Genomic DNA, 14,443 nt, shown 5'->3' on the forward strand with positions numbered 1-14,443 from the left:
CGATTTCAGCTCCTCCAGATAGATTCGACGGCAAAGGAACACCCTTTCGATGAGTGATGGCAAAGTGAAGATGGCAATGGTCGGCTTGGGCTTCGGGTCGGAGTTCATTTCGATCTATCAAGCTCACCCGGACGCTGACGTCGTGGCGATTTGCCGACGCAACGAAACGGAGCTGAACAAAGCGGGCGATCAGTTTGGAATCGATCGCCGCTACACCGACTACGACGCGGTATTGGCCGATCCCGAAGTCGAATGCGTGCACATCAACAGCCCCATCGCGGACCACGCGTGGATGTCGCTGAAGGCCCTCGATGCCGGAAAGCACGTGATGTGCACCGTGCCGATGGCAACAACCATCGAAGAGTGCCAACAGATCTGCGAGAAAGTCAAAGAGACCGGCTTGAAGTACATGATGGCGGAAACCGTCGTCTACAGCCGCGAATTCCTCTTCATCAAAGAGATGTATGAGAAAGGTGAACTCGGAAAAATCCAACACCTCGCCGCATCGCACCCACAAGACATGGACGGATGGCCGAGCTACTGGGAAGAAATGATCCCAATGCATTACGCCACCCACGTGGTCAGCCCTTGCCTCGGACTGACGAACGCTTTGGCTGAATCGGTCAGTTGCTTCGGATCCGGAACCGTTCGCGAAGACATCGCCGAGAAGTCAGGCAGCCCTTTCGCCGTGGAAAGCTGCCACATCAAACTCAAGGACAGCGACATCACGGCTCACATCTGGCGATTCCTGTACGACGTCGCCCGCCAATACCGCGAGAGCTTCGATGTTTACGGAACCAAACGCAGCTTTGAGTGGACGTTGATTGAAGACGAACCTCACGTCTTGCACACGGCCAAGAAACCTGAGAACGAAATCCCTGAGAAGATCGAGATCCCTGACTTCGCTCACCTGTTGCCGGAACCGATCCAACGCTTCACGTTGCCTGCTGAAATCCACGACGCCGATCACCTGTCGTTTGTCCAGGGCGGCGGTCACGGCGGATCACACCCACACATGGTGCACGAATTCGTCTCCGCTGTGAAAGAAGGCCGCGACCCGTGGCCAAACGCTCCAACCGCGGCCAACTGGACCTGCACTGGCTTGTGTGCCCATCAATCAGCCATGAAGGGCGGCGAACTGGTTCGCCTCCCCGACTTCAGCTGATTCGAACTGACGAACTCAAAAGTGTTTCAAAGCCCACTCTCTCCGAGCGGGCTTTTTTGATGTCCCTACAATCGCGAGCCCGCTCTACTTCAAGTCAACCTGAATGGCGATTGGCAAGTGATCGCTCGCGAATCGGCCGGCCTCCGTCCGCGGGTCCAGCGTTTCGTACTTCTGAACGATCACTCGATCGTCGACCAGCACGTGATCGATTCGTCGATCAGGCTGAATGGATTTGAATCCGTTCCACGTTCCGGTGGGTCCTGTTGGCTTCCCTTCGACCGTGTCACGAGCGTCCAGTAGCGACACCGATTTCCCAGATCGCATCGCTTTCAATGGTGCGGACTCGGTCGTCGCATTGAAGTCGCCCATCACGATCACGGGCAAATTCTTCGCTCGCTGATCCACCTCCGCGGCGACTAAAGCACCGGATTCTTCCCGAGCACGCTGGCCTCGGTGATCGAAGTGCGAGTTGATAACCAAGAACTCGGCTCGATCCGATTTGCGACGCAGCACCATCCAAGTCATTGTTCGAGGCAGCGCCGCGTCCCAACCTTTCGAACCCGCGACCGTGGGTGTGTCCGACAGCCAAAGCGTGCCGTGGTCCATCGCTTCGAATCGACCGTGCCGGTATCCAATGGGAGCGAACTCACCGCCTTCCTTTCCATCGTCACGTCCAACGCCGTACCAAGTCCAATCGGATGTGCCTTCTTGGATGTCGTGCAACTGCTGCACTGTGACTTCTTGAAGTCCAACCACATCCGCAGACGCGATGGTCTCGACCACTTTTGAACGCCGCATCGACCAAAGATCTTCGCGATCATGAGCATTCAAATAGCGAACGTTGTACGTCATCGCAGCAAACGATTCAGCAGCTTTCGCGGATCTAGCATCAAGGCTTCCCAGCAGAAGCAATCCGAGAAACAGGCCAAGCGAAGCAGTCACTCGCTTTTTGAAAACTGTCGGTTGAATGGTCATTTCAAGCCTCCGGTTTTAGGGGACATCCCCGGATTGAGTCAGCAAGTTAGATGGATTGAGAAACGGTTCTTTTGGTCGGCACCTGCCGCCCAGCGTTCTAAAGTCAGTGAGCGTCTGGACGAACGCCGCAATAGCTGACAACCATGCCGAGTTGATTGGCAACGGAGGCCTTTGTCCTCATCGCCAGATCGGCTTCCTCCGCCGAATTGGCGTAAGCGACCTGGATATGGTTCGCCTTGTGACGTGCCATCATCTCATCGCGAGAAGCACCATGGAGAACCGCGTGCATGATTGGCCACTGTGGCGTCGTCGAATCCCAGCGTCGCTGCGTTTCTTCGGCTGGCAATTCAATCGACGTCGCTCGCCCCACATCCATGTGCAACCGATCGTCGGCAACAAAAATTCGCGACCAAACGACTTCACCTGGCTTGGAGACCCCTCGAATCGTGCTTCCGCCCGAGGGGAAATACATCGGTGGTTGCCGGAACCCTTCGGCATCCGCCCAACCATTTTTGAAGTGAGAGGCGGGGACCGCACCGCTGATTTCTAGCACCCAAACTTCTTCGTCCGTCGTGCCACTCGCATCGCGATCTGACCAACGCAAATCATGCAGTGTGTTCTCGACCGGTTGCCCAAGTGCTTGGTGAACCCGATTGGTGATCAGCCCGTCCAGTCCTGCGCACTCATCGACTTCGTTGAAGTGAGTCAATGGACCGCCCGCATACAACTCTCGCGAACCATCGCGTGACAAAACCGGCGGACGAACCGAATCATTGAGCATGCCTTCGACCAAGTCACTGGCGGGAAGCAAGTCTTTCAGTCCTTGCTGGTACTGGATTCCGATCGCATCGCACCCAAAGTCATCCGCGATTCGCATCGCTGCGATATAAACACGGCATTGCCCAAGGATCTGTGCGTCGGTGAGATCGGTTTCGTGGTTGGGGCCCGTATGAAACTTCATGCCCGCTTGATCCAACCAATCTCGCACGGCCTGGGCTTCTTCATCACTCACTTGCTGCGACTCGTGGTACAGCGCCGATTGGCTAAGGCGTTCTTTGAAGACTCCCGTCGCATGCAGCAAGTGATCAGGGATGATGGCGTTGAACATTCCCATGCATCCTTCGTCGAACACACCCAAGATCGCTTTTTCTCGCTGCAGCGTCTCTGCAATCCCAAGCGAGATGGCTCGCGTGTTCGCATCACAGCTGGCAATCTCAAATGGCGTCACGTGCCCCATGTCATGAGCAACGGACCCTGTGTCCAACCAACTCTTCAGTTTCTTCAAGAACAACTCATCCGCGAATTCCTCACTCCATAGCGAACTGTACTGGATTCCCGCTTTGGTGAGCGATCCGTTGAGATTCAACAGTCCCACCAAACCAGGCCATTGCCCCGACCAATTCGCCACGGTCAAAATCGGCCCGCGATGAGTGGTCAATCCGGCCAGGATATGATGTGAGTATTGCCAAACCGCTTCGGCAACAACCAGAGGAGCATCCGGATCAATGGATCGGAAGACATCCATGCCTTGTCGTTGCGACCGGATGAAACCATGGCCGCGAGCTTCATCAAACTCATGCCCGCGAATGACTTGGTGGTCCAACGATTCAATTGCCGCGATCAACCGCGACTCCATGTCTTTTTGAGCCTCCCAACAAACTTGGTTCGCGGAATCTCGTAGGTCACCGGAGGCAATCAATGTGATGGTTGCAGGCATCGTTTGGTCAGCCAATGAAGGAGTAGGAAAAGAGGTTTAGATTCGTTGTTGAGCGACCGCGTCGGCCAACTGCCGATAGCGATCGTACAGCGGTTCGTAAGCTTGCGTTCGTTCCGACCGGTGCAAAATCAGATCGCATTGATCTTCGGGCACGGCCGCCATCGCAGATGCAGCTTCGGCGATGCTGGCAAAGGGTGTCTTCTCAGGTCCCGCCGCGACCATTCCCAAGACAGCCGCCCCGACCGCAGGCCCTTGTGTCGAAGGATGAATCTCAATCGGCATCCCCAGCACATCCGCATACACTTCGACGAAGGCTCGGTTGTGATGCGGCAGCCCGCCCGTCGCGATGATACGGTCAATGGGAACTCCCGCGTCGACGGAACTCGACGATGATTGGTCAGCGGAACCATGACGTAGCATTTCCACGATCCAACGCACACCGAATGCGGACGCTTCCATCAACGCCAGGTACAAGTGAGCGGGCCCGTGCTGCATCCCCAGCCCTGTGAACGCCCCGCGAACGGAACCATCCATCAACGGCGTTCGGCAACCATTCAGCCAATCCAAGCACGCGACGCCCTCCGCACCGGGCGGCAGACTCATCGCGTCCTTCGCCAAGTCGTCGAACGATTCGCGGTTCAGCAGTTTCAACAACCAAGCGAACGCATCACCAACCGCCGCTTGCCCCGTTTCATATCCGAACAGCCCCGGCAAAATCCCGCCTTCCACGACTCCAGCCACCCCGGGCATTTCCACCATTTTTGTGGCGTTGAGCATGTGACAACTGCTGGTCCCCAGCACCATCACCAACGTCCCTGGTTCCGCGGCACCCACACCCGGCACACCCGCATGTGCATCGATGATCGCGGCCGAAACAGGAACGCCCGTTGGCAATCCAAACTGCGTTGCCATCGCGTCCGTCAATTGCCCCGCAACCTGCCCCGGTGAAAGCATTTCGCCGGGCATTCGATGAGCAACCGCTTCGGCCAGTTTCGGATGAACAGCATCGAAATAGTCTTGCGAGGGATAGCCTTCGTCCGCCGACCACATCGCTTTGTAACCGGCCTGGCAAGTCGATCGAACCAAGGACTTGCTGTCACCACCGACAAGCTGCCAAACGAGCCAGTCACCCGCTTCCAACCAAACCTCGGCGGCTTCCGCTACCTCCGGATCTTGTTCGATCGTCTCCAGCATCTTAGGAAAGAACCATTCCAAACCAATCACGCCGCCATAACGCTTCAAGAACGACTCGTCCCGCTCTTTCGCGATCGCCGTCATCCGATCCGCTTGATCCAAAGCGCCGTGATGCTTCCATAATTTTGGCCAAGCCAATGGACGCGACTTCAACGAATCCAATTCACACAGCGGAGTTCCATCATGTTTGGCCGGCAACATCGTGCAACTTGTGAAGTCGACACCAATGCCAACGATCTCGTCGCCATTCAGTCCCGCAGCGGCCAACGCCTGTTTGGTTGCAATTGCCGCTGATTCAATCCAGTCGGCCGGGCACTGCAATGCAAAACGCTCCGGCAGAGATTCGGTACTGCCGGGCAAAGCGTCCAGGATTTGCCCGTGCTCAAACGCATGGACCGCGGAACCCACCTCGCGTCCATCCGAATCCACCAGGATGGCACGAACGGATTCCGTTCCGAAATCGAGACCTAGAGCGATGACAGGCATGGATTGTATGAAATCGTTGAGAAAACAAACTAGCAGACGAAAAGAACCAACCACCAAAGGGTTTCGAAACCCAAAACCCTTTGACAGCGGTCATACACAAACGTGATCACCAGTGGTGATCATTTCGCATCGCGAAAAGAACGCCCTCGATCGTAACTGATCTTCGAAACCGTTTGCGACTTGCCATCGGCCCGAGCGCGAAACGTCAACACGATTCGGTCGTCTTCGCTACTCTCGTCGAACCGCAATTTCGAACACTCGGCTTTCCCTGACGCGGTTGGCTCCCAAAGAACCGTGATTGGGCCGGACCATTTGATGCCGTCATGATAGCGATATCGCACCAGGTCAGGCTTCGCCGAATCTTTGTTCGGCTCGATCCAAGCAGCAATGCGTCCTCGGGTGGAATCAAACGTGATCGCATCGTCGCGATCGACTTTGGGATCAACCGGTTTGGCCGGCGATGCTTGTCGAAACTGAACATTCCCAGCCAACTCCGCATCCGAAAACGAAATGCAATCGTCATGAAAGATGTGGTAGATGCGACCATTCTCGCTGCCGACAATCAGATCCAACTTCCCATCTCGATTGAAGTCGCAAATCGCGGGACTGGCGGTGTGACCGGCAACATTGCGGCGAGCCAAATTGCCGATGCGTTTCAGCACCACTTTGCCGTCCTGGTCGGCCACGTTGCGGTACCAAGTCACGTTTTCAGAATTGATCAGGATGTCCAATCGTCCATCGGAATCCCAGTCACCGACAGCGACCTTGACGCGTCCAGATCGCCCCGCGGTCCCCGCCGCCAATCGAATTGGATGCCCGGATTCATCGACAAATAATCGCTCGGCCTCACCGACCGACCGACGAAGTGTCAGATAGCCTTCTTGGTCCATCAGCACCAAATCGAGTTCGTCGTCGCCATCAAAATCAACCGCAACAGGTGTTGTTCGCCACTGGGTCAACGAACTCTTTGTGGCAGACTTCCACGGGTACCAAGCGGGCGGACTTTCGACCGGAGCCGAGCTCAACTCCTGCTCTACCAGAGTGCCTGATTCATTCAGCAGCACACCCACTTCAGCCAAAATCGAGTTGTAAACGATGTCGTCGTCACCATCACCATCCCAATCCGCGAGCGACAACGTCGTGTAGCCCCACTTGGCTTCGCACGGCCCTTGAATGGAACCATTGTCGCCGGCCAAGATTCGAAAAGGCTCTTCCGTTCCGTCCGAGTTCCGAACGTTCAGCAAAACGGGTTCCGCCCACTTCGGCAATCCATCCGCTCCATCGCCCAGGTTTTCAAACCAACCGATGTTGCCAGCGGTGTTGCCGCAAACGATGTCGTCATCACCGTCTTGATCCCAGTCCGAGATATAGGGCGTTGCGAGAGCGCCAAACTTCAACGTGTCCGCTTTCTGACGGAAGTAAACCGGGTCTTCAAACACAGGCCGCCCATCGCGAAGTTCGCCTGTGTTTTCGATGAATGCCACGCGACCGTCTTCATCACCGACGATCAAGTCAGCATCGCCATCGCGATCCCAATCAATCGCCGTGGGCGTGATCATCTGCAAATGCATCGTCAGCCGTTCGCCATCAGCATTCTGCAGCTCTTTGCCGGTTTGATAGCGAGGCTTCTCTCGGGAGCCAACGTTCTCGAAGTACGTGAAGTAGTCCAAGAAATTACCGACAACGATGTCCAGGTCATCGTCGCCATCGAAGTCAACAAAACTTGCACAAGGCCAGCCATAAACGTCGATGGCTTCGTCACCAGCGAGAATCATTTCGGGATCGTCGTAGTCGGGATCGGAATCGTTCCCGGCATTGCTCATCAAAAACAGATAGCCATGCAACGGTCCATTGTGCCACGCGCCGGTTTCGTCGTAGGCGTGATCCCAACCCAGACCGGCCCAATCCCCGACGCCGGCCACCAAGTCGTGATCACCGTCACCGTCGTAGTCGACGTACCGCCACATGTTGCCGCGAATACGGGTTCCCGGCGTCGTCAGTGGTTTCTTAGGAGCGGGGATGCCCGTGGGCTTGTCAAAATCAAACTTCCCGGTCGACGGATCCTGAGCGAAGTACCTGCCGGGCGTCAAAATCCTGGCCTCTCCGTTGACTTCACTCGCCAACATATTGTGGAACCCAAGACCAAGACGAACAGGTGCTTCAAACACCGGCATTGTGACGTTTGGATCCTGAGTTGAATTCTCGAAGAAGTACGTGCCGTTGGAAGGTTTGTCTGGGCAACCGACCAACAAATCCAAATCGCCATCGCCGTCATAATCCATCGGCAGCGGATACGCCCAAAGCCCAACTCCCAAGTCCACTTCCAAGCCCGCATGGTTGTAGTTCAGCGGAACCAACTTGGGACTCTCTTCGGCGTGAAGTTGTTGGCCAGCATGAGCCAACAACATGCTTCCCAATCCAAATGCCAACGCAATCGGTTTCGACGTCCGTCTGTAAATACTCATGGTTGCTCCCTCTCTATTGATGTAGTTGCTGTCCAACACACTTCATGGATCGATCTAGCTTGTCTGCTTCGAGTCCGTCAGAAAAATCTGGTTGAATGATCGCTCGCCATCTTCAACGGCTCCCCCAAATGCAATCTTGTTTCCATCAGGCGAGTAAACCACGGCGAAAGAAAGACACCGAAACAAACCATCGCCTTTCGCCACCGTCTCCACATGACCGTCGTTCAAATTGACTTCGCAAACGGAGTTACCCATCACACACGCGGCAAACTCTCCGCCCGGATGAATCGAAAAGGCCGAAGCAACCGATTCGTTACCATCGGTGACTTGCCGAAGCGATCCGCCGTTGGGTGAAACCGCACCAAGCTGAATCACTCCGTTGTCATCTCGAATCAAGAAAACGATTTCACTGCCGTCCGGTTTGCTTCTCGGCCAATGACGCACGTCGGTGGCCAGACCTGGAAAAACGCGGTCGGCGGTTCGAGTCAAACGCCTCTGAACGGTTCCGGCGGGAGGCACAGGACGAGTCGTCGCTGTGCCTTGCAATGGTTCGGCTCCCGCGACCGTGCAGTCCCGCGGCAAGTCCACGATGAACAACTCGGGAACTGTTTTGAATTGCTGCTTCGAAGATTCCGACCCGGCTCCGTTGCTACTTTCTTGGTCGCCACTTTCTTCGTTGCGAATCAACACGTCGCCGATAAATGCCAATGCCTTGTCCTGAGTTGTCCCATCGGGACGCTGATAACCTTTCATTCCCACCCAGGCATCTTCATAGGCTTTGCTGATTTGGTCGGTGCCAATTTCCGGACGATCGTGCGTTTGCGTCACCAGCACGTTAAAGCAATCCCCATCATGATTGCGGCGATGACTCTTCGGTACCGACACACTTTGAACCGGGATCGAGACACCGACATTGCGTTGGTTCAGTTGCCCGTTTGCCAAATTTGTCGCCAACACGTGATCTTCGTAGGTGAAACTGATCCATTCGCCCTTGGCATCAAACACATGCACGTGACTTCCGCCGCGAAGTGCTCCCGGAGTGAATGGGTCCACCACATCACGAGCGTCCAGGTTTCGCATCGATGACTCGTCACCAGGACACACCGAGACACCACGGCGGTGATAGGCGCAGTAGCTCCAATCAGGAGTCGGCTCTTCCGGACCGTGAATGAAAGCGATTTTGTTCTCGGTGGGACTGGCCGTCACAACACCGACGGATGCGCCGCGCGGAGCCTGATATACAACCTCGACTTCACCCGTCTTCGTGTGCGCTCGCTCGATTCGCGAACCATCAAACACGGATCCGTTCTCATCACTGCGAATGTCGTAGTAGATCCAGCATCCGTCCCACGACCACACGCCGGTGTTGGTGAGATGATGTTGTTGCTGTCGAAAAGTGAGCTGGCGTGTCATGCAGCCACCCACGGACGGTGAGCAACCAAACCTGCATGGCGCGAACGTTTCTGTTCAGCAACCACTGCATAGACTTCGTCGCTGTGCGTTTGGACCGCTGCATCTATAGACGCATAGGATCGGAGTTGCGTGACTGGTAGACTGACTGGCCCGATTGCGTTGCATCGCGTCGGCCCCGGATCCATCTCGTCCCTCCCCACACCCACTTCACGACAATGACTCCAGGGCGTCACCAAGTCGAAACGCACGCGAGCCGTGCCTATCACCATCTGCGTCAAAAACTGATCTCGGGCGAATTCAAGCCCGGCACCAGATTGCTGTATGGTCCCATCGGCAAAGAAATCGGCGTCTCGGCCACACCCGTTCGCGAAGCTGCCGGTCAACTCGCGACCGAAGGAATGGTCGAACTCGTTCCGCAAATCGGTGCGGTCGTGCGATCGATCAACGAACCAGAAATTCAAGAGCTTTACGAGGTTCGCAACCTGATCGAATCCTTCGCCTCCGCTCGTGCCTCCGAGCGATCGACGTCGGAAGACATTCAGCTGATCGCGAAAGAATACAACACCATGCGGGAGTTGGTGGAGCGTCAAAAGCAAACCAATTCGCCGGAAGAAAGCCAAGAGATCGCCTACCAATTCAATCAGGCGGACCACAACTTTCACTTGCGAATCGTCGAAGCGACCGGCAATCACACGCTCGTGCGAACCTCCACCCAGTCCAACATTTTGACTCGCGTGTTTGGAATCTGGATGCACCGACAAGGTGCCGACGTGATGGAAAACACCTGCAACGAGCACGAGAAGATCTTCACCGCCATTCAGAACGGGAATGCCGAGGCGGCGCACGAAGCGGCTTCGAATCACATTCTGAAGGGCCTTCAACTCTCGCTCCAATCTTTTCGCGAAGCCTGATCGCCACCCAATCCTGCCGCAGCGAAGATTGATCCAATCGCAATCATCAAACACGGTCCGACAACGATCGTCATGAACTTATCCATCGGATTGGCGTAAGTTTCCCAGGCTTCGGGCCAAACGCTAGTTTGTGAAACGGTCATCCAAGCGATTGCCAAACCACCGATCGCGAATGCGGTGATAGCGGGCGCGCCGTGCAAACGCGGCACGGTGATCCCCAGCAAGAACAAACCAACGATCCCCGCGCCCAAGACACCGGACAAAGTCCACCAGACATCCAGCGTGCTGTCGGTCAAACGGACGAGTGCCAATGCCATTGCCGTCCCCATGGCCCCCCAAGCGACCGTTGACATTCTCAACACACCGACGTGCTGGGCATCCGTCGAATCTTGACGAAACAGACGCTTGTAAAAGTCACTCATCACCAACGTCGCGGATGAGTTGAGCGAAGTGGACACGGTGCTCATCGCAGCAGCGAACACGGCAGCGATCAGCAAGCCGCGAACACCTTGTGGTAGGTGAGCAGCAATGAAGTGAGGGAAGACTCGATCGCCCAGATCTTCATCTGTCAATTGCGACGACATCGCCAACAACCGGATCGAGTAGTCGGCGTCTTTCTCGCTCACCCCATCCTGCATCAATTTTTGTTCAGCCACGATCCTCCGGACCTCATCCAGATCTTGCGGGTGACCTTCGTAGTACGCGAACAGCGATGATCCGATGAACAAGAACAACGCGCTGACCGGGACATACAACAAAGCCCCCAACCAAACACTCTTGGCGGCTTCTTTGTCCGATCGGGAAGCGATGTAACGTTGGACGTAACTTTGATCGACACCGAAGTTGCGAAGGTTGTCGAACAACCCAAACGCCAACACTACCCAAATCGTAGGCTTTGACAACACGAAGAAAGAACTGTCACCGAGCGAAAATTTGTTGTTCTCGTTCGCCACGGCCAACACTTCCGATGGTCCACCTGGCATACCGAGCAGCAAAATCCCCAACGCCAACAAGGCGCCCGCCAGCAACACAATTGCTTGGATTGCATCCGCCCAGATCACCGCAACGATCCCGCCGACAAATGAGTAAACCGTGACCACGACTCCGGTGCACAGGATGACCAATCGAATGTCCCAGCCAAACAGCACCGCCATCGGCAACGCCATCAGATACATCACGACGCCGATGCGAGCGATCTGATAAAGCAAGTAAAACCCGCTAGCGAACAATCGAGCCCAGAGCCCGAATCGGCGTTCCAGCAACGAGTACGCCGAGACCTCACCGCTTTTTCGGTACAACGGCAAGAACCACCTGACCGCGATCGCAGCAGCGAACGGAATTGCCAACGAGAACATGAAGGCGTTCCAATTGTCGACAAATGCTTTTCCCGGAAGCGCCAGATAGCTGATGCTGCTGAGATACGTCGCAAAGATCGACAACCCACAAAGCCACCCCGGAAGTGAGCGACCACCTGCGGTGAAATCATCGGCGGAACGATTGCGAGCCCAAAAGTAGAACCCCATCGCCATGATGGCGATGAAGTAAGCGACCAAGACCGCATAGTCCAGGCCGGTGAACGCCATCGCCGCAATCATAAGATCCCCAAGTCTCGCAGGACCGCAGCCACTTTCTCTCGCTCGGGTTCAAAAAAGCGATGAAACGGATCAGCGGGAAGATCGCTGCAGATTCCCAGCAACGACGCGGCGCACTTGGTGGCTTTGATATGTCGCGATGCATACTTGCCGACGTCATAGATGTCTTGAAAACGACGAATCTTGGCAATTGATACCTCCGTCTTGGCCGAGTCGTTCGTCGTCAAACCTTCATAGCAATCCACGAAGCAACGCGGCATCACATTCGCGCCCCCGGACACACCACCGTCGCCGCCCAATTGATGAGCTTCCGGCAGCATGGCTTCGGGACCAAGCAGGATTGACCAATCCTCACGCACTTCGTTTCGCAAGTCGCATAAACGACGGAAGTAGTCCAGGTCGCCGCTGCTGTCTTTAACACCCACGATGGACTGGATATCAGAAAGCGTCTTCAACGTTTCGATCTCAAACCACACCTTGGTCAAACCCGGCATGTTGTAGAGCATCAACGGCAAAGGAATTTCCGGTGCGATGTTCTGCACATACGCGGTCAACTCGGTCTGACCGGCGGGGAAGTAGTAAGGCGTGGTTAGAACCGCCGCATCCGCTCCCGAATCTGCCGCGTGACGAGCGAGTGACACCGATTCAACAAAGGCCGTGTCCGTCACTCCGACCAGCACGGGCACGCGATTGGCGACCAATTTCGTCGTGGCTGAGATCAATTCGCGCCGCAATCGATAACTCAGACTGGGTGCTTCCCCGGTCGTTCCCAAGATAAAAATCCCCGAAACGCCACCGTCGATGACATGCTCGATCAATCGTTCCAATCCCTCCTGATCCAGCTCGTCGCGGGCACTCAGAGGAGTGATCAATGGAGGCACGATGCCTTGCAAGCGATTGCCTGCGGTGAACAGACGGGACATATCGCGAGCGTCGGAAGTGGGGGCGGGAGATTTCATCTTGTGGGGCAGACGAAAAGTGGGGGCGGGGCTGGGCACAGGTCCCAAATGGTGATCGGCCGTCCAGTTTTGAACGACCGCTCACCATGGTTTCATTGCGAACCGAAATGCTTCCGATCCGCGAAGGGGACAATAGCCTATACGCTCGCGGTGGCTGCCGCATCCACCGACCATCCCTCGCGATAGTTTTTGCTCAACAACGAGGTAGCTTGTTCGTCACCGGTGCAAACCATGCCCGACGCATCAAACTTCAATTCGCGACCACATTGGTGAGCGACCGTGCCCAGCAACACTGTTTCGGTCAATGGACCGGAGTAGTCGAACTGGCACAACGGTGTGCCTTGGCCGCGGATCGCCTGCATCCATTCCATGTGGTGACCAACCGAGTCTGCGATCCGTGGCGCCGCGGGTTTGAAGTCCGCGAACTTGTCTTTGGGAAGCAATGTGTAACTGCCATACGTCGCGATCATCATTCCCTTGTCACCAACAAACAACACACCGCTGCCGGGCACGGAAACACCTTCGAGTTCTTTCGGTGAGCGATCGCCGTCGTACCAGGTCAAATCCAACTCGTCGTGTTTGTCCGTCGCATCGAAGTGGTAGCGAACCTTCAGCCCGGTCGGGCAATAGTCATCCGAAGGTGGCGGGCCATCGGCAACGATGCTGGATGGCAAGTGCAGACCCAATGCCCAGAAAGGCAAGTCAACGTAGTGACATCCCATGTCGCCGAGTGTGCCAGCACCGTAGGCACGGTAACGACGCCACGACGCGGGGTGCAAACCTGGTGTGTAATCAATCTTCGGCGCTGGCCCGAGCCACAAATCCCAGTCGACATTGTCCGGTGCTTCCCCTTGAGGCTTCGGCAGTTCGGTCGCTCCCCAGCCTTTCCCAACCCATACGTGAACTCGAGTGACGTTGCCGATCACTCCGTCCTGGATCATCTCCACCACACGGCGGTAGTTCGAACCGGCGTGAATTTGCGTTCCCATTTGAGTCACCACGCCGGCTTCCTTCGCCGCCATTCGAATCGCCCGCGCTTCAGCAACGGTGTGAGTCAAAGGCTTTTCGCAATAGACATTCAGCCCTTGCTCGATCGCTCGTATGGTTGCTGGTGCGTGATGATGATCCGGCGTGCTGATCACCACGCCGTCCAACTCCGTTTCTTCTCGAAGCATTTCGCGATAGTCGCGATACAGTTTTGCTTTCGGGAATCGTTCGCCGCCCGCCTTCAAGTAGTTTGCATCGACATCGCAAAGGGCAACCAGGTTCTGAGACTGCACCCCGGCAACGTTGGAGGCACCACGATTGGCGATCCCGATGACGGCCAAGTTCAACGGCCGGTTGGGGTCGATGTCCTTGGCGGCTTTCGCAACTGGCGAACTCACTTGTGAAGTGGCAGCCAACCCCAACGTGGCACCAGTCCACTGCATCCACTGGCGGCGATCGACAGACGATCTCAACGCGGGCTTGGCAGGACTGGACGGCTGGACGGATGCGGAGGAGACGGCAGGGCGGGCAGGATTCATCGGTGGGCCTCGTTGGTCAATTGCATTGAATCAGCCGGAA

The 14,443-nt window shown here is 56.0% G+C and carries 10 protein-coding genes; 2 read left to right on the forward strand and 8 right to left on the reverse strand.

Annotated elements, in window-relative coordinates; genetic code table 11:
- Positions 1 to 49: 49 nt before the first annotated feature.
- Entirely contained in the window at positions 50 to 1,165 is a 1,116-nt protein-coding gene (locus CEE69_RS01705; RefSeq protein WP_099258843.1) for a Gfo/Idh/MocA family protein, read from the forward strand.
- Between the two features lie 84 nt (positions 1,166 to 1,249).
- On the opposite strand, the gene CEE69_RS01710 is transcribed toward CEE69_RS01705, so the two are convergent.
- From CEE69_RS01710 to CEE69_RS01730, 5 genes are all read right to left on the reverse strand, one after another.
- Positions 1,250 to 2,077 carry an endonuclease/exonuclease/phosphatase family protein gene (locus tag CEE69_RS01710; protein ID WP_099259213.1) on the reverse strand — a complete coding sequence of 276 codons (828 nt, stop codon included), beginning with the start codon at positions 2,075 to 2,077 and terminating at the stop codon, positions 1,250 to 1,252.
- 166 nt (positions 2,078 to 2,243) lie between these two features.
- Positions 2,244 to 3,872, reverse strand: a complete 1,629-nt coding sequence (locus tag CEE69_RS01715) for an L-fucose/L-arabinose isomerase family protein (protein WP_099258844.1) — start codon at positions 3,870 to 3,872, stop codon at positions 2,244 to 2,246.
- A 21-nt stretch (positions 3,873 to 3,893) separates the two neighbouring features.
- Positions 3,894 to 5,537, reverse strand: coding sequence for a ribulokinase (locus tag CEE69_RS01720; protein WP_099258846.1), 1,644 nt, complete (start codon positions 5,535 to 5,537; stop codon positions 3,894 to 3,896).
- Between the two features lie 119 nt (positions 5,538 to 5,656).
- Positions 5,657 to 8,002: an FG-GAP repeat domain-containing protein gene (locus CEE69_RS01725; protein WP_099259214.1), complete on the reverse strand. Its 2,346-nt coding sequence runs from the start codon at positions 8,000 to 8,002 to the stop codon at positions 5,657 to 5,659.
- Between the two features lie 54 nt (positions 8,003 to 8,056).
- Entirely contained in the window at positions 8,057 to 9,415 is a 1,359-nt protein-coding gene (locus CEE69_RS01730; protein ID WP_233214499.1) for a DUF3748 domain-containing protein, read from the reverse strand.
- A 215-nt stretch (positions 9,416 to 9,630) separates the two neighbouring features.
- Here CEE69_RS01730 and CEE69_RS01735 point away from each other — a divergent pair, with 215 nt between their 5' ends.
- Positions 9,631 to 10,326, forward strand: coding sequence for a GntR family transcriptional regulator (locus CEE69_RS01735; protein ID WP_099258850.1), 696 nt, complete (start codon positions 9,631 to 9,633; stop codon positions 10,324 to 10,326).
- Here the strand turns inward: CEE69_RS01735 and CEE69_RS01740 are convergent.
- The 3 genes from CEE69_RS01740 to CEE69_RS01750 all read right to left on the reverse strand — a co-directional run bounded on the left by CEE69_RS01740 (position 10,293) and on the right by CEE69_RS01750 (position 14,403).
- Positions 10,293 to 11,909, reverse strand: a complete 1,617-nt coding sequence (locus CEE69_RS01740) for a sodium:solute symporter (protein ID WP_233214500.1) — start codon at positions 11,907 to 11,909, stop codon at positions 10,293 to 10,295. The genes CEE69_RS01735 and CEE69_RS01740 overlap by 34 nt on opposite strands.
- Positions 11,910 to 11,917: 8 nt before the next feature.
- Positions 11,918 to 12,841: a dihydrodipicolinate synthase family protein gene (locus CEE69_RS01745; protein WP_099258854.1), complete on the reverse strand. Its 924-nt coding sequence runs from the start codon at positions 12,839 to 12,841 to the stop codon at positions 11,918 to 11,920.
- A 173-nt stretch (positions 12,842 to 13,014) separates the two neighbouring features.
- Complete coding sequence (locus CEE69_RS01750; protein ID WP_233214501.1) at positions 13,015 to 14,403, reverse strand: Gfo/Idh/MocA family protein; 1,389 nt, start codon at positions 14,401 to 14,403, stop codon at positions 13,015 to 13,017.
- Between the last annotated feature and the right edge of the window lie 40 nt (positions 14,404 to 14,443).

The organism is Rhodopirellula bahusiensis (assembly GCF_002727185.1).
GTDB classification, from domain to species: domain Bacteria; phylum Planctomycetota; class Planctomycetia; order Pirellulales; family Pirellulaceae; genus Rhodopirellula; species Rhodopirellula bahusiensis.